Origin of the sequence: Cellulomonas triticagri (assembly GCF_003696205.1) — a bacterium.
GTDB classification, from domain to species: Bacteria; Actinomycetota; Actinomycetes; order Actinomycetales; family Cellulomonadaceae; genus Cellulomonas; species Cellulomonas triticagri.
Genome location: NZ_RFFI01000031.1, coordinates 1 through 20,227, shown reverse-complemented (window position 1 = coordinate 20,227; position 20,227 = coordinate 1). Strand labels below are relative to the sequence as shown.

Genomic DNA, 20,227 nt, shown 5'->3' with positions numbered 1-20,227 from the left:
AATCGTTTGAGTGGCGATCGTGTCAAGGGGTCGTGCCCTACGGTGGGGACGAGCGCGGAACCGAGGACACCGCTCACGAGCGGGCGGTACGCTGCCCGCGACGCGTCACTCACACGATGCAGGGATGCCCGTCCGTCCGCGGACCGGCGACGCCGAGGAGCAGGCATGACCGAGCGGACCGACGACGACCCGACCGGCGGGCGCGAGCCTGCCCCCACGCGCGTGACCAGCGCCGACGTCGCCCGGATCGCCGGGGTCTCCGTGTCCGCGGTGTCGCTCGCGTTCAACAACCGCCCCGGCATCGGCGAGGCCACGCGTCAGCGGATCCTCGACGCCGCAGCCGAGCTCAACTGGCGCCCGCTGCGTGCCGCTCGGGCGCTCAAGGGCGCCGCCAACGACGCCATCGGCCTCGTCATCGCCCGACCGGCGCGCACCCTCGGCGTGGAGCCGTTCTTCGCGCACATCCTGTCCGGTCTGCAGTCCCGGCTGTCCCCCGAGGGCATCGCCCTGCAGCTGCTCATCGTCGAGGACACCGCCGCCGAGGTCGCCACCTACCGCCGCTGGGCGGCCGAGCACCGCGTCGACGGCCTCGTGCTGCTCGACCTCGTCGTCGACGACCCCCGCCCCGCCGTCGTCGCCGACCTGGGCATCCCCGCCGTCATGCTCGGCGGGCACGGAGCGGACGCCCCCGTCTCGTCGGTCTGGGTCGACGACCACGCCGCCATGGCGCACGTCCTGGAGTACCTCGCCGCGCTCGGCCACACCCGCATCGGGCACGTCAGCGGCGTCGCCGAGTTCCAGCACACCCGCCGCCGCCTCGACGCCGTCGCCGAGCGCAGCGCCGACCTCGGGGTGGAGGTCCGGTCGCTGCCGACCGACTTCACCGACGCCCAGGGCGCCGCCGCCACCCGCCGCCTCCTGATGACCCGACCCCGTCCCACCGCGATCGTCTTCGACTCCGACGTCATGGCGGTCGCCGGGCTCGCCGTCGCCGCCGAGATGGGGGTCGCCGTGCCCGGCGACCTGTCGGTGCTGTCGTTCGACGACTCCACCCTCACCGCGATGACCCACCCCTCCGTGACGGCGCTGTCCCGCGACACCGACGACCTCGGGGCGGCGACCGCGACCGAGCTGCTGCGCGTCGTCGCGGAGGGCGGGCCGCCCCGGCAGGTGCAGGTCGCGACGCCGGAGCTGGTCGTCCGCGGCAGCACGGCGCCGCCCGCCGCAGGATGAGTCCAGACCCAACAAACGCAACTCAACCCGCTCTGTTGTGTTTATTGGGGTTGTGCCCGACTGATCTCGTGCGCACCGCGACGATCGACGACGCCCTCCGGCGGGACGGCGAGGACCTCCTCACCACCGGCGAGGCCGCTCGTCTGCTCGGTGTGTCTCGCCAGCACGTCGTCGACCTGACCGCGCGGGGCGACCTGCCGTACGAGACCGTCGGTACGCACCGACGCGTCCGCCGCCGCGACCTCGAGCGCGTGCGCTTCTCCACGAGCCGGGTCTCCGCCGACCAGCGGCGCGCGCTCCGGCTCGCCTACGCCGTCGCCGGGAAGATCGCGCAGGACCCGGACGGCGTACGTCGCCAGGCGCAGCAGAACCTCACCGCGTTGCGGGCCCGGCACGCACGCGGGCGTCCGGCCGTCTGGCTGGCGCAGTGGCAGGACCTCCTCGACGGCCCCGTGGACGACCTGCTCGACGCCCTGACGTCCCCGAGCCAGCGCTCCCGCGAGCTCCGGCAGAACTCGCCGTTCGCCGGCGTCCTCACGGAGGACGAGCGGGCGGCCGTCCTGCGGGAGGCCCGGTGAGGCGGCCCGAGCTCGCGCACCTGCTCAGGGCGGCTTCCACCGTCGCCGACGACCCCGACATCCTGCTCGTCGGCTCGCAGTCGATCCTCGGTACGTACGACGAGGACGACCTCCCCGAGGCCGCGGTCGGCTCCATCGAGGCCGACGTCGCGTTCTTCGGGGCCGGCGCGGCGGAGAAGGCCGATCTGGTCGACGGCGCGATCTGCGAGGGCTCCGGGTTCCACCAGATGTACGGCTACGACGCGCAGGGCGTCGAGATCGACGGCCTCGTGGCACTGCCCGCCGGGTGGCGTGACCGCGTCGTCGTCTGGCGCTCGCACTTGTCCGCCCCGGGCCGGGCGCACTGCCTGGAACGGCACGACCTCGCCGTCGCCAAGCTCGCGGCGTTCCGGGAGAAGGACCTCGAGTTCGTCGCCGCGCTCATCCGAGCCCGCCTGCTCGATCCGGCCCTCGTCCTCGAACGCCTCGCGGACACCCCCGACGTCAGCGCCCCGCACCGCCGTCGCGTCACCTCGTGGGTCCGCGCGGTGTCGTCGACCGACTGACAACGCTCGCTGTCGACCGCCGAGAGGGCCGGACAACCGGCGCCGCCCACCCCTACGCTGGGTCGCGCCGTGGTCCACCACGCCGGGGGCGATCCGGCGCACCCCACCCGAGGAGCGCCCCGTGCCGCACGTCGTGATCGTCGTCGAGTCCTGCTTCGGCAACACCGGCCGGGTGGCCGCCGCCCTCGCGGAGGGTCTGCGCGACGCGGGTGCCGCCGTCGAGGTCGTCGCGGCCGACGCCGCCCCGGCGTCCCCGGTCGCGGACCTGGTCCTGGTGGGCGCACCCACCCACAACGCGGGGATGCCGACCGCCGCGTCCCGCACGCAGGCCGCGCAGCACGGCGGCACGGCCGCGTCGTCGGGGGTCCGGGAGTGGATCGAGCGCGCGGCCGTGGACGCCCCGGTGCACACGTTCTCCACCAAGGTCGCGGGCATGTTCTCCGGGTCGGCGGGCAAGGCCGCCGCGAAGCGTCTCGTGCACCGCGGTGCGCGCGCGACGAGGGGCGAGGACTTCCTGGTGTCCGGCCGGGAGGGACCTCTGGTCCCTGGTGAGGAGGCGCGCGCGGCGGCCTGGGGTCGGGCGCTGGTCGCCGGGACCTGAGGCGACCCCCGGTTCGTGCCCTGCCGCGTCCCGCCCGCTCCTACGCTGCCGCCATGCCCGACGCCGCGCACCGGACCCTGTCGCTCGACACGCTGACCCGTCTCGTCGCTCCCCTGGGGGTGCTGGTCGACGCCGCCCGGCTCGAGGGCGGGTCGTTCGCGACCACGTACCGGGTGACGCTGGCGGACGGTCGGCGGGTGGTGGTGAAGACCGCGCCGCCCGCGAGCGGCACGCTGTTCACCTCGGAGCACGACCCGGTGCGGACGGAGGCGATGGTCTACGGCCTGGGCGCCACGCGCCCGGAGCTGCTGATGCCGCGGCTGCTGCACACCGACCTCACGCGCGCGGTCGCGCCGGGGGACGTCGTCGTGGCGGCGTTCCTCGACGGCGTGCCGTGGACCGTAGCGGGTCTGGAGGACGGCGCCCCGCGCACGGCCCGGGCGCGGGCGGACCTCGGCGCCCTGCTCCCCCGGTTCGGCACCGTCACCGGAGCGGTGTTCGGCTACCCGCAGCAGCCCGCGCTGCAGGCCCCGACGTGGCGCGGCGCGTTCACCGCGATCGTGACGGCGGTGCTCGCCGACGCGGAGCGGTGCGGCGCCGACGTCCCCGCCGACCGGGTCCGCGCCGCCCTCGCCGCGCACGGCGCCGCGCTGGACGAGGTCACCGTGCCCCGGCTGGTGCACACCGACCTGTGGCCGGGGAACCTGTTCGTGGACCCGGGCACCGGGGCGCTGACCGGGGTGATCGACCCGGAACGGGCGCTGTGGGGCGATCCCCTGCTGGAGCTGGTCGGCGCCGACCCGGCGGACGCGGGGCTTCCGGACGTGGTGACGGCCGGGTTCGACACGACGTCGCCCGGTGCGCGCACCCGCCTGCTGCTGGGCCGGGTGTGGCTCGCGCTGGTCATGACCACGGAGGTGACGCTGCGCGGGTACGAGGGCGACTGGGTCGCGGAGTACGAGGAGGGCGCGCGGGCCGCGCTGGGGCGGGCGCTGGAGGCGCTCGGCGCCTCCGCGGTGCTCGACGGTGGCACCGTGGACGCCGAGGTCCCCGTCGCGGTCGAGACGGTGGCCGCCACCACAGTGGAGGAGCACCTGTGACCGAGCAGCCCGCCCCGCTCACCGGCGTCGTCGTCGTGGGGTCCGTGAACGCCGACCTCGTCGCGCGCGTCGAGCGCCACCCCGCGCCCGGCGAGACGCTGCTCGGGACCAGCATGGTCGTGCTGCCGGGCGGCAAGGGCGCCAACCAGGCGGTCGCCGCCGCACGGCGCGGCGCCCCGACGGCGATGGTGGGCGCGGTCGGCTCCGACGCGTTCGCCGAACCCGCCCTCGTCGGGCTGCGAGCAGCCGGGGTCGACCTGGGGGCCGTGGTTGTGCACGACGGTCCGACGGGGATCGCCGTCGTCACCGTCGCAGCCGACGGCGAGAACACGATCGTCGTCGTCCCGGGGGCGAACGCCCGGCTCGACGCGACCGCCGTCACGGCGTACGACGAGCGGGTGGCCGGAGCGGCGGTGGTCGTCGTGCAGGGCGAGATCCCCCGCTCCGGGACCGAGCGTGCCGCCGCGCTCACCCGCGGTCGGCTGCTCGTCAACCTCGCACCGGTCGTCCCCGTGGACCCCGCCGTGCTGCGCGCCGCGGACCCGCTGGTCGTGAACGAGCACGAGGCCGCGCTCGTGCTCACCTCGCTGGACGGCGGCGCGCCGACCACCCTGCGCAGCCCCGCGGACGAGGACCGCGTCGCGTCCCGGCTGCTCGCGCACGGGGTGCCGTCCGTGGTGCTGACGCTCGGCGCCCGGGGCGCGCTCGTCGCGAGGGCCGGCCACGCGCCGGTGCGGATCACCGCACCGCGCGTCCGCGTCGTCGACACCACCGGGGCAGGAGACGCGTTCGTCGGCGCGCTCGCCGCCGGGCTCGCCGCGGGCGACGATCTCGTCGCTGCCGCGCACGTCGCCGTGCGGGTCGGGACGTTCGCCGTGGGGCGAGACGGAGCGCAACCCTCCTACCCCGGCCTCGACGACCCCCTGCCCCCGGACGCGGAGGAGCACCCGTGAGGCGCAGCGGTGTCCTCGATCCGGCGCTCGCCGCCAGGCTCGCCCGGCTCGGGCACGGGCACCTCGTGCTCGTCGTCGATTGCGGGACCCCCGTGGGCGAACGTCGCGCTGCGGTGCGGGGTGGGGTTCTGACGACTGTGCGGGACGGCGCGCACGACCAGGACCTCCGACCCCGTCGGGCGACGGTCGTGCCCCTAGGGTGACGGCATGCCTGGTGAGCGCGGGACCGCAGCGCCGGCCGCCCGCGTCCACCCGTTCCCCTTCCGGGACGACGTGGGGGCACCGCTCGACCGTCGCTTCTCCGACTGGCCGGTCGTGTACACGCTCAACGGCACCGACGAGGTGTACGTCGGTGAGTCCCTGAACGTCGTCGCGCGGATGCGCCAGCACCGGGACGACGGCGCCAAGGACGGCCTCGGGACGGCGCGGGTCGTCGTGGACGACACGTTCAACAAGTCCGCATGCCTGGACCTCGAGTCGTACCTGATCCGCCTGTTCGCGGGAGACGGCAAGTACCGCGTCCTGAACAGGAACGAGGGCGTCACGGACGCCGACTACTACGAGCGGGCCCGGTACCGGGCGTCGTTCGCGGCGATCGTCGAGGAGCTGCGCACCCTCGGCCTGTTCGAGCACACCGTGCCCGAGATCGAGAACAGCGACCTGTTCAAGCTGTCCCCGTTCAAGGCGCTGACCGACGACCAGGCGATCGTGATCGAGTCGATCCTCGACGCCCTCTTCGGGGACCTCGCCTCCGGCGCCCCGAGCACCACGGTGGTGCAGGGCGACCCCGGGACGGGCAAGACGATCGTCGCGATCTACCTGCTGAAGATGTTGAGCGACATCGCGTTGGCCGACCTCGACGCGGACGTCGTCCCGGACTCGGTGTTCGCCGAGCACTTCACGGCCGACAACCGCGACGTGCTGCGTGGGGCGCGGATCGGGATGGTCGTGCCCCAGCTGTCGCTGCGGGCGTCCATCAGCCGGGTGTTCGCGAGGACGCCCGGCCTGGAACGGGTCGAGGTGCTCACGCCGTTCGAGGTGGGCGCGGCAGCGGGCACGTTCGACCTGCTGCTGGTCGACGAGACGCACCGCCTGAACCACCGGGCCAGCCAGGCGACGGGTGTCCTCAACGCGAAGTTCGCGAGCATCAACCGCGAGCTGTTCGGCGCGGACGACCTCGCGCGCACCCAGCTCGACTGGATCGTGGCCAAGAGCCGGCACCGCGTCTTCCTCGTCGACTCGGGCCAGCGCGTCCGGCCCGCCGACCTCCCGACCCGGGTCCTGGACCGCCTCGTGTCGGACGCCGACGCCGACGGCCGGTACTACCGGCTGAGCTCACAGCTGCGCGTGGCGGCGGGTGCCGACTACGTCGCGTACATCCGCGACCTGCTGGCGCCGGTCCACCGGCCCGAGCTCGCCAGGCGCGCCTTCCCCGGCTACGACCTCCGCCACTTCGAGGACATGGCCGCGATGCGCACCGCGCTCGACGCCGCCGAGCGCGAGCACGGGCTCGCACGCCTCGTCGCGGGCTTCGCGTGGAGATGGCGCTCGCGCCGGGACAAGACCGCGGTCGACTTCGAGATCGACGGCGTCGAGCTGCGCTGGAACAGCACCGACAAGGACTGGATCGCCTCGCCCGGCGCCGCCCACGAGGTGGGGTCGATCCACACCGTCCAGGGGTACGACCTCAACTACACCGGCGTGATCATCGGCCCGGAGCTGCGGTACGACCCGAGCAGACGGCGCCTGGTGCTCGACCGTGCGCACTACGCCGACCGACGGGGCAAGCAGAACAACCGCCTCCGCGGGATCACGTACAGCGACGACGAGATCCTCGAGCTGGTCTGCAACGTCTACGGGGTGCTCATGACGCGGGGGATGCGCGGCACCTTCGTCTACGCGTGCGATCCCGAGCTGCGCCGTCTGCTCGCCGCGACGCTGCCTCGCGGCTGACGCCCCCACCCCGTCGTCGTCCGGACCTGGCGGCCGTCGCCGCGGGACGAGCGGTCGGGACACCTCACCGCGCGCAGGCCGCGAGCAGCAGCTCGGCGACGAGGTCGACGTCGTCCATCTCGATGTCCGACCCCGCGGACGCCCGGATCCACCGCAGCGCGTCGGCACGCTCGCGCACGAGCCAGTGCTCGACGTGCAGCGCGATGTCTGCCGCGGTCGTCGCCTCGCAGGTGCCGATCTGGTCGAGCGCGCGGTCCCGGGTCGACCCGTCGAGCAGCAGCCGGACCACGTCCTGCAGGTCGGTGCCCCGTTTCGCGGACGACCGGTCCATCACCGCCTGCAGCTTCATCGCGACGAGCGGGCCGGGCTCCGCCACGAGCGCGGTGGTGCGGACCTCGTCGCCGGTCCTGGGGACGGCCCGCAGCCCGACGGAGGTCGCGCTGGCGTCGGCCCAGGCGTGCGCGGTCGCGTGCAGCCGGTCGCCGGGATCGCTGCTCGGCCGGTCGATCTCGGTCTGACGGACCTCGAGGACATCCACCCGGACCGGCCCGAAGCGGGTCGGAAGCAGCACAGCAGCAGGCACGGCCTCCTCGGCACCGTCGACCGCCCGCAGCACCCGGAGGTGGGGCACCGGTCCGCGACGCCGGTCCACGAGGTCGAGGTCCGTGGTCGCCCGGTACGGGTCGGTCAGCCGGCAGAGCACCGCGAGGCCCCCGACGACGACCGGCGGCACGCCCAGCACGCGCCGGACCTCGACCACCGCCTGCACGACCGCGGCCATCGCGTCACCCCGGAGGGTGACGACATCACCAGGCACGGGACCAGCGCCCCGGAGGGTGCCACGCGTCGAGGATCTCCCGGCCGCGCCCCGCGTCCTGTGCCAGGTCCAGCGCCACGAACAGCGGGTGCGCCAGCGGCCAGACGGGCTCGGCGCCCGGCAGGTCCACGCGCTGGGCGCAGACCGCCGGCACGGGTGCGACCCGGACGGTGCAGGCGGCGTCTCCCGGCTGGGCCACCCCGAGGAGCCGCTCGGCCCGTCGCACGACCAGCTCGTCCGGGACGTAGAGCTCCTTCGGCTGGTCCGCGCGGATCGCGACCGGCGCTCCGTAGGCGAGCGCGGCGACGGATCCGGCGAGCGCCCAGCCCACCTCGTGCTCCACGTCGCCGAGGCCCAGCCGCAACGGACCCGTCACGCGCGAGGCGTCGCCGGGGGGCGGCTCCGTCGCGAGGTGGGTGGGTGGCGTCGACCACCGCTCGGCGACGCGCCAGAACAGCCCGGTACCGATCACGCGGCGCCGCTCGTCGACGAGTCCGTCCCGGGTCAGCGCCGCGAGCACCTCGGACACCGTCCCCGGGGACCTGTCCAGCGTCCTCGCGAGCGCCCGGACCGCGGTGCCGCCCTCCGGCGCCAGGAGCAGCGCGGTGGCGATCTCGAGCCCGGCGCGCCCGGCCACCGGGTCCTTGCGCGCGATCCGCCCGGTCAGCGGCTCCACGTCGGCGTCGACGAAGACCGCCTCGGCGCGGAGGGCGACGTGCCCCCGCAGGTCGTAGTAGCCGGCCCGGCGGTCCAGGAGCAGCCGCCGTGCGTCGCTGGTGACCCGGTCGGCGACGACGAGCAGCGTCGCACCGGGCCACCTGCGCCGCTCCACGAGGCGGCTCGCGATCTGCTCGTCGACGAGCGCGCGGAAGGCGACCTCGACGGGCGTGGCGCCGGGCCCGAGCAGCAGGTCGTAGCCCGCGTCGGCGCCGTCGACGCGCTGGTCGACGGGCATACCGAGGCCGCGGAGGGCCTCCGCGGCGACGTCCTCGGCCCGGGCTGCGTTCATGGTCATCAGCGTGGCCCACTGTTCGGTGTTCGGTCAAGACCGAACACCGAACACCCTCACCCCGCCACGGCCACCCGCCCCGCCGCGAGCGCCGCCCCCCGCGCCCCGGCCCATCGCCCGAGCCCGGCTGGCACGACCGGCGGCACGACGTGGAACGTCGCCCGCGCCCGCAGCCCGGCCTCGACGCGGGCGCGCAGCACCCCGGACTCGCCCACCCCGCCGCCGAGCACGACCAGGCCGGGGTCGAGCACGGCGACGAGCCCGAGCAACGCGGTCGCGAGCGCGGCCCCGGCCTCGTCCAGCACGGCCCGGGCGTCGGGATCGCCGGCGTCGGCGGCGTCGGAGATCGCGCTCACGGCACCGCCGGTGCGCCCGGTCCGCTGCTGCCAGCGCCGCAGCAGGGAGGGCGCGCCGACGACGGTCTCGAGGCACCCGCGCTGCCCGCACCCGCAGGGCAGGCCCTCGGGGTCGAGGCTGACGTGGCCGATCTCGCCCGCGGCGCCGTGGGCTCCGGGGCGGGCGCTGCCGTCCACGACGTGCGCACCGGCGACGCCGGTGCCGAGGGTGAGGACGTAGACGTCGCGCGTTCCCCGCCCTGCCCCGAGGACCGCTTCGGCGAGCGCGGCGGCGCGGCCGTCGTGCATCGCGACGGCGGGGGCGCCGACGAGGGCGGACACCTCGGCGGCGACGTCGCGGCCGTCGAGCCAGGGCAGGTTGACGCTGCGCCGGACGACGCCGGTGGTCTCGTCGAGGATGCCGGGGACGGTGACGCCGACCCCGGCGATCTCGTCCCCGCCGGCCGCGTCCCGCAGCGCGGCGGCGAGTCCGGGGAGCCCGTCGGCGGAGAGCCGGCCGGGCAGGACGCGCTGGTCGCGGACGGTGCTGCCGTGCTGGAGCACGACCTTGGTGCTGGACCCGCCGAGGTCGACGCCGAGCAGGACCGTCACAGGACGACCGGGGTGAGGTCGGGTGCGGTGTCGAAGGTGTCGAAGGGGTACATGGGTCGGTCGATGCGGTGGTGCCCGAGCCGGGCGAGGTCCTGGTCGACGCCGCCGGGGGTGAGGGCGAGCGTCCAGCCGCGGGCGATGGCGTAGAGCTCGGGCTCGAGGTAGCCGATCTTGGTGACGACGATGTCGGCGGTGCGGGGGTCGAGCCCGGCCCGCTCGAAGGCGGTGACCGTGTGGTACGCCTGCCGGTGCTGGGTGAGGACGACGTGCAGCCCGCCGACGGCGACGACGGCGACCCGTCCCGCGTCGGGGTCCCCCTCGGACAGGTGCACCAGGCGCCCGGTGAGGGTGACGGGCCCGTGCGGTCCGGAGTCGACACGGGCGCCGGCGGTGACGGTGACGGTGTCGCCGACCTGGTGCGCGGCGAGGACGGTCAGCGCCTCGGCGTCGAAGACCGACGCGCACAGCGTCGTCGGGGCGTCGGGGCCGGTGAGCTCGGGCCGGTCGAGCAGCCGGGCGAGCGTCCAGGTGACGTCGCCGGTGCCGCCCGCCCCGGGGTTGTCCCCGGAGTCGGAGATCAGGTACGGACGCTCGGTGGCGGCGAGCGCGGCGTCCACGGCCTCGTCGAGGGTGCCGGGCGGTCCGACGAAGGTGAAGTCGTCGCGCACGTCCCACAGGTGCTCGGCCAACGACCGCGCCTGGGCGGTGATCTCGTCCCGGTCCCAGCCGCTGACCACGACCGTGGCGTGGCAGCGCGGCTCGTCGGCCCAGGCGTACCCGACCCAGATCGCGGCGTCGAGGACCCCGGGCCGGGCCTCGACCTCGGGCAGCCGGCCGTACAGGCCGCGGGCGGGCTCGACGCGGGTGCTGGTCTTCTCCCCCGGCAGGAGGATCGGGACGCGCACCCACGCCTGCAGGGGACGCTCGCCGCGGGCGAGCACGGTGACGAGGTTCCGCATCGCCCGCTCGCGGGTGTCCCAGGCGTCCTCGTGCGGGGCCATCCGGAAGCAGGTGAGCAGGTCGGTGCGGGTGATGAGGGTGCGCGACACGTTGCCGTGCAGGTCCATGGCGGCGGACAGCACGGGCGTGTCGCCGACGACCTCCCGCACGGCGGTGACGAGGTCGCCCTCGGCGTCGTCCGCCCCGACGACGCTCATGGCGCCGTGGATGTCGAGGAAGACGCCGTCCAGCGGGCCGTCGGCGACGAGCGCGGCGAGGCCGTCGAGGATCCGCTGCCGCAGGTCGGCGTACACCTCGGGCAGCACCGGGCCGCCGGGGATGGACCGCGCGTAGACCACGGGCAGCCAGTCGGCCCGGTCGGCGAGGGCGCCGCCGGGGGCGAGCGCGTCGTACCGGGCGAGCAGGTCGTCGCCGGTGACGACGTGGAAGTCCCGCAGCCCGGCGCGGTGCGGGGAGAAGGTGCTGGACTCGATCGCGATGCCGGCGATCGCGATGCGGGGACGGCGGACGGGCGGGGTGGGGCTCATGGTCGCTCCGGGTCGGGGTGCGGGCGGGGGCGCGGCGGTCACCGGCCGCCCAGCCCGGACGTCGAGATGCCGCGCACGAGGTGCTTCTGCAGGGCGATCACGAGGACGGTCGTGGGGATCATCGAGATGATCGACGCGGCCATCTGCAGGTCCCACCGGGTGCCGTTCTGGGTGGAGAACGTGGACAGGCCGATGGGCAGGGTGCCGAGCTCGGTGTAGTCGCTGATGGTGATGAGCGGCCACAGGTAGCTGTTCCAGTAGTTCATGAACGTGAACACGGCGAGCACCGCGAGCGCCGACCCGGCGAGCGGCAGGATGATCCGCGCGAAGGTCCGCACGGGTCCGGCGCCGTCGACGCGGGCGGCCTCCTCGAGCTCGAACGGGATGCCGCGGAAGAACTGCCGCATGAGGAACGTGCCGAACGCGGTGAACGCCCACGGGAAGATCAGCGACTCGTAGGTGTTGACCCAGCCGAACCACTGCATGACCACGAACATCGGGATGACGAGGACCTCCTGCGGCACCATCAGCGTCCCGAGGAACAGCACGAACACGGCGTCCCGGCCGGGCCAGCGCAGCCGCCCGAAGGCGTACCCGGCGGTGGCGGAGACGGCGAGGACGACGAGGGTCCCGGCCACGGCGACGAAGAACGAGTTGCTGATGTAGGTGACGAACGGCCCGTACGCGAAGACGTCGGCGAAGTTGCTCCACCGGATCTGCGAGCCGATGAGGGTCGGCGGCATCTTGAGGATCTCGTTGTCCGGCTTGAGCGCGGAGAAGAACGCGTAGACGAGCGGGGCGACGAAGACGAGGGCGGCGACGACGAGGCCGACGTGCCCGAGGGCGAGCCGCCAGTCCCACCCCCGACCCGCCCCGGTGCGGCCGGCACGCGGCGGCGCGACGTCAGTGCTCATAGTGGACCCACCTCTTCTGCGCGCGGAACTGCACGGCCGTGACGCCGATGATGAGGACGAACAGGATCCAGGCTCCCGCGGCGGCGAGCCCGAGGTCCTGGAACGTGAAGCCGGTCTGGTAGATGAACATGACCAGCGGCAGGGTCGCGTTGCCGGGGCCGCCGCCGGTGAGCAGCTGGGGCTGCGCGAACACCTGCAGCGACGAGATGACGGTCATGACCGCGGCGAAGAACACCGAGGGCGAGATCATCGGCAGCGTGATGCTGACCAGCATCCGCAGCCCGTGCGCGCCGTCGATGCGCGCGGCCTCGGTCACGGAGGCGGGGACCTGCTCCAGCGCGGCGGACAGGATGAGCATGTTGTAGCCCATGCCCGCCCAGACGGACATCACGACGACGGAGATCATCGCCCAGTTCTGGTCGGACAGGAACCGCGGCATCTCGATGCCGAACAGCGAGGTCGACAGCCCGTTCACCAGACCCTGCGGCTGGAGCAGCATCTTCCAGACCAGGACGTTCGCGACGACGGGCGTGACGACCGGGATGAAGAACAGCACCCGGAACGCGCCGCGCCCGCGGATGCGCGGACCGATGCCGAGGGCCAGGGCGAGCGCGATGACGATGTTCACCGGGACGTACAGCACCGTGAACACGACGGAGTTGCGCAGCGCCGGCCAGAAGTCGGGGTCCTCGGTGAGCAGCCGCCCGTAGTTGGCGAGGCCGGTGAAGGTCCGCTCCCCGAAGATGGGCCAGTCGTGCAGGCTCATCACGACGGAGAGCACGACGGGCGCGATGGTGAACACGGTGAGCCCCGCGAGCGCCGGGGTGACGAACCCGAGGGCCTGGTGGCGCTCGGCCCGGGCGAGCGCACCGCGCCGCCGGGGTGCGGCGGGTGCGGCTCCGCCCGGCTCCGTGGCGGTCCCCCGGCGGGGGGCGAGCAGCGTCATCGTCCGACCTCCTCGTCCAGCAGCAGCTCGACGACGGGGACGAGCACGTCGGGCCGGGTGGTGGGCAGCCGCAGCGTGAGGGTGCCCGCGGGCTGCCCGGCGGGCTGCATGGTCAGCGCGGCGGTGCCGGGCTCGATGACGGTGGTCGCCACCTCGGACCCGTCGTGCAGCAGCCGTGCGAACCGCACGCGGCCGGCGAGGCCGGGCAGGTGCACCTGCCCGAACGGCCACGCGAACAGGTGCAGGTAGAGCCGGTCGCCGCGCAGCGTGTACCGGGCGTCGGCGGGCGGCGTGAACGGCGCCGCGCCGGCCCCGCGCACCGACCGCTCGTGCCGGTCCACCCACTGCCCGACCTCGGCGAGCAGGGCCCGGTCGCGCGGGGCGATCTCGCCCCGGCCGGTGGGTCCGACGTTGAGCAGCATGTTGCCGCCGAGGGCCACGGACTCGACCAGCATCCGCACCAGCAGGTCCGGGCTCTTCGCGTCGTGGTTGTCCCGGTGGTAGCCCCAGGACCCGTTGATGGTCTGGCACGCCTCCCACGCCTGCGGGACCCCGTCGTGCTCGAGCGGCCGGTCGGGCTGGTACTGCTCGGGGGTGACGAGGTCGGCGGGGATGCCGAGCCGGTCGTTGACGACCGTGCCGGGCGAGATCTCGCGGACCATCGCGAGCAGCGCGGCGGCGTCCCAGTCGTCGGGGCCCTTGCCGGGCAGGCCGCTGTCCGGGTCGACCGCCGGCTCGGTGAAGTCGAAGAACAGGTAGTCGACGGGCCCGTACCCGGTGAGCAGCTCGCGGACCTGGCCGTGCAGGTACGCGCGGTACCGGGCCATGTCCTTGCCGGCGTCCCGCTGCGCGGCGTCGGGTGCGCCGCGCAGCGGGTGGTGCCGGTCGATCGTGTAGTCGGGGTGGTCCCAGTCGAGCAGGGAGTAGTAGATCCCGACCCCCAGCCCCTCGGCCCGCAGCGCGTCGACCAGCTCGCGCACCAGGTCCCGCCCGGCGACGGCGACGCTGGTGTGGTCGGTGAGCGCCGAGTCCCAGAGGCAGAACCCCTCGTGGTGCTTGGCCGTCAGGACCACGTACCGGGCACCCGCCGCCTTCGCGGTCCGCGCGAGCGCGGGGCCGTCGAACAGGTCGGGGTCGAACACCGGGGCGTACCGCGCGCGGTACTCCTGCGGGTCGGTCCGCTCGTAGTTCATGACCCACTCGTGGCGGGCGGCCACGGAGTAGAGCCCGAAGTGGAGGAACAGGCCCAGCCGGGCGTGGGTGAACCACGCGAGGTCGGGTCGTCCGGCGGCGGGTGCGGTCACGGCGCTGCTCCCTCGTTCGTGCGGCTCGTCCGGCTCAGTCGCCGAAGCGCTGCTGGAGCTTGTCGAGCATGTCGGCCATGGTCGACTGCCCGGTGTAGACCGTGATGATCTCGGTGGGGAACGCCTCGCTCACCTGGGTCCAGGCGTCGACGACGCGCTGGCTGTCGGCGCCCTCGAACGCGGCGTCGAACGCCTCCGTGATGCCGTCGGCGTACTCGGCGGGCAGCGCCTCGGCGTACAGGTGCTGGCTGTCCAGCTGCGCCGGGTAGCCGCCCTGCTCGGCGACGACGGCCTGCACCTCGGGCCCGGAGAGCGCACCGAGCACCTGCAGCGCCTCCTCGGGGTGCTCGCAGGTCGCGGCCACGCCGTAGCCGGAGCCGAGCGCGACGCCGTAGGGACCGGAGTCCCCGGCGGGGATGCGGACGACGCCGCCGGTGAAGGCCTCGTTGCCGCTGGTGTAGGTCGTGGCGTTCCAGGTGCCGTCGATCGCCATGGCGGCGGAGCCGGACGTGAACTGGTTGGCGTCCCAGGAGACCTCGGAGGCCGACGGCGGCGCGTCGGAGGCCCCGGCCTCGGTGACCAGGTCCGCGTACCAGGTGGCGGCCTCGACGAAGTCGGGGTCGGTGAGGTCGAGCTCCATGTCCTCGTTCACGGGCTGCAACCCGCTGTACGCCATCGGCAGGGACAGCCACTGGAACTCGTCGAGGGAGACCGCGAAGCCCTTGACCCCGGTCTTCTCGGTGATGGTCTCGGCGGCGGAGCGGAACTCGTCGAGCGTCCACTCGTTGGTCGGCAGCGCCACGCCCGCCTGCTCGAACAGGTCCGCGTTGTAGTACAGGACCATCGTGGCGGTGTCGTACGGCAGGCCGTAGAGCGTGCCGTCGTAGCCCATGACGCCGAGCGCCCCGGCGTTGTAGTCGTCCTCGGCGATGCCCGCGGTGGCGAGCTCGTCGGGGCCGAGGGGCAGGAACGCCTGGTGGTACCCGGCCATGCGCTGCCCGTTCATCGCGGTGACGCAGGCGGCGTCGCCGGTGGAGAGCGTCGCGTTGAGCTTCGTGAAGTAGTCCGCCCAGGGGGCGGTGGCGAGCTCGATGACGATGTCGTCGCCGACGACCTCCTGCGCGGCGGCCATCTGCTCGCGGAGCTTCTCCTCCGCGGCGGTGTCACCGGCCCACATGCTCCAGGTGATGGTGACGGCACCGTCCGAGCCCGAGCCCGACCCGCTGCCGCTGTCGCTGCTGCCGCAGGCCGCCGCGCTCAGCGCGAACGCCCCGACGATCGTGGCGCCCACTGCCCGACTGATCCTCATGACGTGTCCCTTCCTCATCTCCGGGTGGTGCCGCACATGCTGGCAGCGCCCGGGGGCACGATGGGAGAGGAATCAGAGGAAGTTAACCGCCTTGTTACGCACAGCGGCTCATCTCGGGCATCTTACTTCGATCACGACGCAAGTTGCTGCTCAGATCGAGACCGGGACGCCGTCCCGCAGCGCCGCGTCGACCAGCGCGGGATGCAGCAGGTCGTCCAGCAGCGAGCGCCCGACGCCGGTCGCCCCGGCCAGCCAGCCCGCCTCGCTCACCGACAGGTCCAGCAGGTCGGTCGCCATCGGCAGGCACTGCGCGTAGATCGCCTGCCGCACGCCCGCGACGAACGCCTCCGACCGCGACAGCGCGCCGCCGAGCACGAGCGCCTGCGGGTTCAGCACGTTGACGATCGCGGCCAGCACCTCGCCGGTGCGGGTGCCCGCCTCCCGCAGCAGCCGGGTGGCCCGGGGGTGCGCGTCCGAGGCGATGGCGAGCAGCCCGGGCATGTCGGCGACGTGCACGCCGTCCGCCCGCAGGGCGTCCAGCACGGCAGACCCGCTGGCGACGACGTCCAGGCAGCCCGCGCGCCCGCACGAGCACGGCACGGGCGGCGCCCCCGCGACGGCGGTGTGGCTGATGTCCCCCGCGACCCCGCGGAACCCCCGGTACAACCGGCCGTCCAGCACGACGCCGCAGCCGATCCCGGTGCCCGCCTTCACGTAGACGAGCTCGCGGACCTGACCGCCCCGGTGCGCGAACTCCCCCAGGGCCATGGCGTTGGCGTCGTTCTCGACCCGCGCGGGCAGGCCGCTGCGCTCCTCCAGCAGCCCCCGGACGGCCACGCCGTTCCAGCCGGGCATCCGCGACGGCGAGACCAGCCGCCCGGTGCGGGAGTCCACCGGCCCGGGCAGGCCCATCGCGATCCCGCCGAGGACGAGCGAGCCGTCCCCGACCCCCGCCACGAGCTCGCGGCTGCGCGCCACCACGGCGCGGACCACGGCCTCCGGCCCGTCCGCGAGCGAGACGGCGTCGAGCCCGTCGGCCACCACGGCGCCCTGCCGGTCGAGCACGGCGTACGACGCGTGCCGCTCCCCCAGGTCGACGCCGACGAGCACCCGGTCGCCGCTGCGCACCCGCAGCCGCCGGGGACGGCGCCCGCCCCGGGACTCGCCCTGCCCGCTCTCCTCCAGCAGCCCGGCCGCGACCAGGTCCTCGACCCGGCCCGCGACGGTCGACGCGGACAGCCCGGTGAGCCGGGCGAGGTCGGCGCGGGAGGCGGCCAGGCCGGACCGGACCAGGTGGAACAGCGCGCCGGGCGTGGGCAGCGGCGGCAGCGGGAGCGGCTCGAGGCCGAGGGGCTCGCTCATGCAGGGACCTCGCGTCCGGCTCGGTGGCACAGAATCGCAGGAAGCGTAGCCCGCTTGCTCCGCGATCGACCGCAGGTCCGACGGGTCAGGCCGGGAGCGTGAGGATCTTCGGCCCGTCCGGGGTGATCGCCACCGTGTGCTCGCTGTGGGCCGTCCGGGCACCGGTCGCGCTGCGCAGGGTCCAGCCGTCGGCGTCCGTCACGAGCTCGTCGGTGTCGGCCATCACCCACGGCTCGATCGCCAGCAGCAGCCCGGGACGGAGCGTGTACCCGCGACCCGGCCGGCCGGAGTTCGCGATGTGCGGGTCCTGGTGCATGGTCGAGCCGACGCCGTGGCCGCCGAACTCGGTGTTCACCCGGTACCCGTCCCCCGTGAGCACGGTGCCCACGGCGTGCGAGATGTCCCCGATCCGCGCGCCGGGACGCGCCTGCTCGATCCCGGCGGCCAGCGCGCGCTCGGTGGACTCGATCATCGCGCGGTCCTCGGCGGTCCCCGCGCCGCCCACGACGAAGCTGATCGCGGAGTCCGTCACGACCCCGCCGAGCGAGATCGCGAGGTCCAGGGTCAGCAGGTCGCCGTCGGCGAGCACCTGGTCGCGCGGGCGCCCGTGCAGCACGGCGTCGTTGACCGAGGTGCAGATGTAGTGCCCGAACGGCCCGCGACCGAACGACGGCGCGTAGTCGACGTAGCAGGACTCGGCGCCCGCGTCGAGGATCATCGCCTTGGCCCACCCGTCGATCTCCAGGAGGTTCGTCCCGGCGGCGGCGCGGCCCTTCAGGGTGTGCAGGATCGTGCCGACCAGGGCGCCGCAGTCCTCCGCGCGCCGCAGCTCGGTGGGGTTCAGGATCTCGATCATCAGGGGCCTCGCTCGTCGTGCCAATAACTATCCCGGCCATAGTATCCCGGTATTAGTATCGGACGCATGGTCCGGCTGCCCCTCACCCCCGACGAGGTCGAGCGCGGGCAGCGCCTCGGCGCCCTGCTCCGCCGCGCCCGCGGCGACCGCTCGATGCTCACCACCGCCCTCGACGCGGGCGTCTCCCCCGAGACGCTGCGCAAGATCGAGTCCGGCCGCGTCGCCACGCCCGCGTTCCCCACCATCGCCGCCATCGCGGACGTCCTCGGGCTGTCGCTGGACGCCGTGTGGGCCGAGGTCAGCAGGCCGGCCGGGTCGGGCGAACGCCTCGCCTCCTGAGGGCCCCCTACCGGGGGTCATGTCGAGGCAGACCCTCCTCGCCCCTGCCGGGAACGGGCGCACCCGCGGCCTCGCCAGGTCGCGGACGAGCAGCGGCCCGCACCCGACCGAGTCCGCCCCGCTCGGAGCCCGCTCCGCTCGCCGCCACGCGGATCGCGTCCCGCGCGGCGACGAGCCGGGCGCAGGCTCCCCGCGACGTGTGCCCCGGTGAACGACGAAGCGGCCGAGAGCATGTGCTCTCGGCCGCTTCCGATGTGGAGCTGAGGGGACTCGAACCCCTGACCCCCTGCATGCCATGCAGGTGCGCTACCAGCTGCGCCACAGCCCCGCGACCAGGTCCAGGACCGGATCACTTCCCGCTGAGCGGGCGTCGTGAACTCTACCCAAACCTCGCCGTGGAAGCGAATCGGCTGGTCAGGCCGGGTCCCGCACCTCGTCGTCCATGCCCTCGTCGGGGCGGTCCGGGCCCGCGTTCCAGTCCGACGACGCGTGCACCGGACCGACGTTCAACGCCTCCAGGCGCCAGGCCAGACCCGAGCCCGGGCGCCCCGGACGGAGCTCCGCCCAGTGGGCGTTCGACATTCCCGAGACGCCCTTCCACTCGGCCGGCAGGCCGAGCAGACCGGTGATCCCGAGCGTGATCGCCGCGCCGTGCGACGTGACGACCAGCGTGTCCTCGGACCCGAGCGCGGCGGCGAGGTCCGTGACGCCCGCGACCATGCGGTCGAGCACCTGCGCACGCGTCTCGGCGCCCACGCGCTCCGGCTCGTGACCCGCGACCCAGGCGGCGTGCTGCTCGGGCCACCGCTCGGCGATCTCCGCCGACGTCAGCCCCTCCCAGTCGCCGAACGACCGCTCCCGCACCCGGACGTCCGTCGTCACCGGCAGGCCGGTGCGGTCACCGAGCGCCTGCGCGGTCGCCCGCGCGCGCCCCAGGTCGGACGACACCACGACGGTCGGCCGGTACCGGCTGGCCAGCGCCGCCGCGGCGGTCTCCGCCTGCCACACGCCGACCTCGTCGAGCGGGATGTCCGACTGGCCCTGCAGGCGCGCCGCCGCGTTGTGCGCGGTGCGACCGTGCCGCCACAGGACGACGCGCCCGGCGGTCACTCCCCCGCCCCGGCGTCCTCGACGGCGCCGTGCACGTCGGCCGGGAGCTCGATGACCGGGCAGTCCTTCCACAGGCGCTCAAGGGCGTAGTACTGCCGGTCCTCGTCGTGCTGCACGTGGACGACGACGTCGCCGAAGTCGACGAGCACCCAGCGGCCCTCGGACTTGCCCTCGCGGCGCAGCGGCTTCGAGCCGAGCTTGTGCAGCGCCTCCTCGACGGCGTCCACGATCGCGCCGACCTGGCGCTCGTTGGTGCCCGACACGATGAGGAACGCGTCCGTGAGGACGAGCTGCTCGCTCACGTCGAGGGCGATGATCTCCTGGGCCTTGAGGTCGGCGGCGGCACGGGCGGCCGCCACGGTGAGCTCGACGGCGCGGTCGGTAGCCGACACGGGTCTCCTCGGGGTCTCTGGGGTGGGACGGGCCCCGGCCGCACGCGGCAGCCCGGGCACCGGGGTCAGGGTGCGGGTACGGCGGACAGCGCCGCGGACGCGACCGCGGGCACGTCCGGCCCCGCGGCGCCCGTCGCCGTGTTGGCGACGAAGATGATGAGGAAGCCGAGGACGAACGCCACGACCGCCAGGACGATCCACTGCAACCAGGTGAACGGCAGCGGACGACGCAGCCGCTCCGGCTGCTCCAGCGCGTCGATCTCCTCGTCGGCGTCGACGCCCGCGAGCAGGCGGCCCGTGGGGTCGGTCTGCTCCGCCTCGGACTCCGGCAGGGGCGCCGGGGCCATGGCCTTGAGCAGCGACTGCCACTGCGGGACCGGGACCTCCTCGTCCGCGTCCGGTGCGTCGGCGGCCGAGGCCCCGGGCGCGGCGGGCGCGGGGGCGGCGGGCGCGGGGGCGGGGGCGGCGGGCC

At 74.5% G+C, this 20,227-nt stretch carries 21 protein-coding genes and 1 tRNA gene; 8 read left to right on the top strand and 14 right to left on the bottom strand.

The genetic code is table 11. The features are described from left to right. The first annotated feature begins 165 nt into the window (after nucleotides 1-165). The 7 genes from EBM89_RS07560 (at nucleotide 166) to EBM89_RS07525 (ending at nucleotide 6,963) form a co-directional block, all read left to right on the top strand. Entirely contained in the window at nucleotides 166-1,233 is a 1,068-nt protein-coding gene (locus EBM89_RS07560) for a LacI family DNA-binding transcriptional regulator (RefSeq protein WP_122148839.1), read from the top strand. Between the two features lie 68 nt (nucleotides 1,234-1,301). Then, nucleotides 1,302-1,811: an excisionase family DNA-binding protein gene (locus EBM89_RS07555; RefSeq protein ID WP_233571609.1), complete on the top strand. Its 510-nt coding sequence runs from the start codon at nucleotides 1,302-1,304 to the stop codon at nucleotides 1,809-1,811. Further along, the gene (locus EBM89_RS07550) at nucleotides 1,808-2,356 is read left to right on the top strand and encodes a DUF6036 family nucleotidyltransferase (RefSeq protein ID WP_122148838.1); all 549 of its coding nucleotides are present in this window, start codon (nucleotides 1,808-1,810) and stop codon (nucleotides 2,354-2,356) included. Before EBM89_RS07555 ends, EBM89_RS07550 begins: the two co-directional genes overlap by 4 nt. Nucleotides 2,357-2,477: 121 nt before the next feature. Beyond that, nucleotides 2,478-2,957: a flavodoxin family protein gene (locus EBM89_RS07545; RefSeq protein ID WP_122148837.1), complete on the top strand. Its 480-nt coding sequence runs from the start codon at nucleotides 2,478-2,480 to the stop codon at nucleotides 2,955-2,957. A 53-nt stretch (nucleotides 2,958-3,010) separates the two neighbouring features. Further along, complete coding sequence (locus tag EBM89_RS07540; RefSeq protein ID WP_122148836.1) at nucleotides 3,011-4,057, top strand: phosphotransferase family protein; 1,047 nt, start codon at nucleotides 3,011-3,013, stop codon at nucleotides 4,055-4,057. Then, entirely contained in the window at nucleotides 4,054-5,010 is a 957-nt protein-coding gene (locus EBM89_RS07535) for a ribokinase (protein ID WP_122148835.1), read from the top strand. The genes EBM89_RS07540 and EBM89_RS07535 overlap by 4 nt, the downstream gene beginning before the upstream one ends. A gap of 207 nt (nucleotides 5,011-5,217) precedes the next feature. Further along, nucleotides 5,218-6,963 carry a DUF2075 domain-containing protein gene (locus tag EBM89_RS07525; RefSeq protein WP_122148833.1) on the top strand — a complete coding sequence of 582 codons (1,746 nt, stop codon included), beginning with the start codon at nucleotides 5,218-5,220 and terminating at the stop codon, nucleotides 6,961-6,963. Nucleotides 6,964-7,027: 64 nt separating this feature from the next. Here EBM89_RS07525 and EBM89_RS07520 read toward each other — a convergent pair whose 3' ends face one another. From EBM89_RS07520 to map, 10 genes are all read right to left on the bottom strand, one after another. Next, nucleotides 7,028-7,744: a prevent-host-death protein gene (locus EBM89_RS07520; RefSeq protein ID WP_122148832.1), complete on the bottom strand. Its 717-nt coding sequence runs from the start codon at nucleotides 7,742-7,744 to the stop codon at nucleotides 7,028-7,030. 25 nt (nucleotides 7,745-7,769) lie between these two features. Continuing rightward, a complete protein-coding gene (locus EBM89_RS07515; protein ID WP_147463481.1) occupies nucleotides 7,770-8,789 on the bottom strand; it encodes a helix-turn-helix domain-containing protein in 1,020 nt (339 codons plus the stop codon). A gap of 56 nt (nucleotides 8,790-8,845) precedes the next feature. Then, nucleotides 8,846-9,736 (bottom strand): ROK family protein, encoded by an 891-nt coding sequence (locus tag EBM89_RS07510; protein WP_122148830.1) that lies wholly within the window; start codon nucleotides 9,734-9,736, stop codon nucleotides 8,846-8,848. After that, complete coding sequence (locus EBM89_RS07505; protein ID WP_122148829.1) at nucleotides 9,733-11,223, bottom strand: M81 family metallopeptidase; 1,491 nt, start codon at nucleotides 11,221-11,223, stop codon at nucleotides 9,733-9,735. Before EBM89_RS07505 ends, EBM89_RS07510 begins: the two co-directional genes overlap by 4 nt. 38 nt (nucleotides 11,224-11,261) lie before the next feature. Then, nucleotides 11,262-12,137 (bottom strand): carbohydrate ABC transporter permease, encoded by an 876-nt coding sequence (locus tag EBM89_RS07500; protein ID WP_122148828.1) that lies wholly within the window; start codon nucleotides 12,135-12,137, stop codon nucleotides 11,262-11,264. Continuing rightward, entirely contained in the window at nucleotides 12,127-13,083 is a 957-nt protein-coding gene (locus EBM89_RS07495; RefSeq protein ID WP_122148827.1) for a carbohydrate ABC transporter permease, read from the bottom strand. Before EBM89_RS07495 ends, EBM89_RS07500 begins: the two co-directional genes overlap by 11 nt. Beyond that, nucleotides 13,080-14,387: an alpha-L-fucosidase gene (locus EBM89_RS07490; RefSeq protein ID WP_122148826.1), complete on the bottom strand. Its 1,308-nt coding sequence runs from the start codon at nucleotides 14,385-14,387 to the stop codon at nucleotides 13,080-13,082. The genes EBM89_RS07495 and EBM89_RS07490 overlap by 4 nt, the downstream gene beginning before the upstream one ends. 34 nt (nucleotides 14,388-14,421) lie before the next feature. Next, complete coding sequence (locus EBM89_RS07485) at nucleotides 14,422-15,696, bottom strand: ABC transporter substrate-binding protein (protein WP_158609563.1); 1,275 nt, start codon at nucleotides 15,694-15,696, stop codon at nucleotides 14,422-14,424. 150 nt (nucleotides 15,697-15,846) lie between these two features. Further along, complete coding sequence (locus EBM89_RS07480) at nucleotides 15,847-17,058, bottom strand: ROK family transcriptional regulator (protein ID WP_122148824.1); 1,212 nt, start codon at nucleotides 17,056-17,058, stop codon at nucleotides 15,847-15,849. 85 nt (nucleotides 17,059-17,143) lie between these two features. After that, nucleotides 17,144-17,914 (bottom strand): type I methionyl aminopeptidase, encoded by a 771-nt coding sequence (gene map, locus EBM89_RS07475; RefSeq protein ID WP_122148823.1) that lies wholly within the window; start codon nucleotides 17,912-17,914, stop codon nucleotides 17,144-17,146. A gap of 66 nt (nucleotides 17,915-17,980) precedes the next feature. Between map and EBM89_RS07470 the strand changes: the two genes are divergently transcribed. Then, nucleotides 17,981-18,253, top strand: a complete 273-nt coding sequence (locus EBM89_RS07470; protein ID WP_122148822.1) for a helix-turn-helix transcriptional regulator — start codon at nucleotides 17,981-17,983, stop codon at nucleotides 18,251-18,253. 255 nt (nucleotides 18,254-18,508) lie between these two features. Here the strand turns inward: EBM89_RS07470 and EBM89_RS07465 are convergent. From EBM89_RS07465 to EBM89_RS07450, 4 genes are all read right to left on the bottom strand, one after another. Beyond that, a tRNA-Ala gene (locus EBM89_RS07465) sits at nucleotides 18,509-18,581 on the bottom strand. 86 nt (nucleotides 18,582-18,667) lie between these two features. Then, nucleotides 18,668-19,363, bottom strand: a complete 696-nt coding sequence (locus tag EBM89_RS07460; RefSeq protein WP_122148821.1) for a histidine phosphatase family protein — start codon at nucleotides 19,361-19,363, stop codon at nucleotides 18,668-18,670. Then, entirely contained in the window at nucleotides 19,360-19,755 is a 396-nt protein-coding gene (gene rsfS / locus EBM89_RS07455; RefSeq protein ID WP_122148820.1) for a ribosome silencing factor, read from the bottom strand. Before rsfS ends, EBM89_RS07460 begins: the two co-directional genes overlap by 4 nt. A gap of 65 nt (nucleotides 19,756-19,820) precedes the next feature. Next, nucleotides 19,821-20,227, bottom strand: a 407-nt coding sequence (locus EBM89_RS07450) for a hypothetical protein (protein ID WP_199732024.1), incomplete at its 5' end; no start/stop codon positions are given.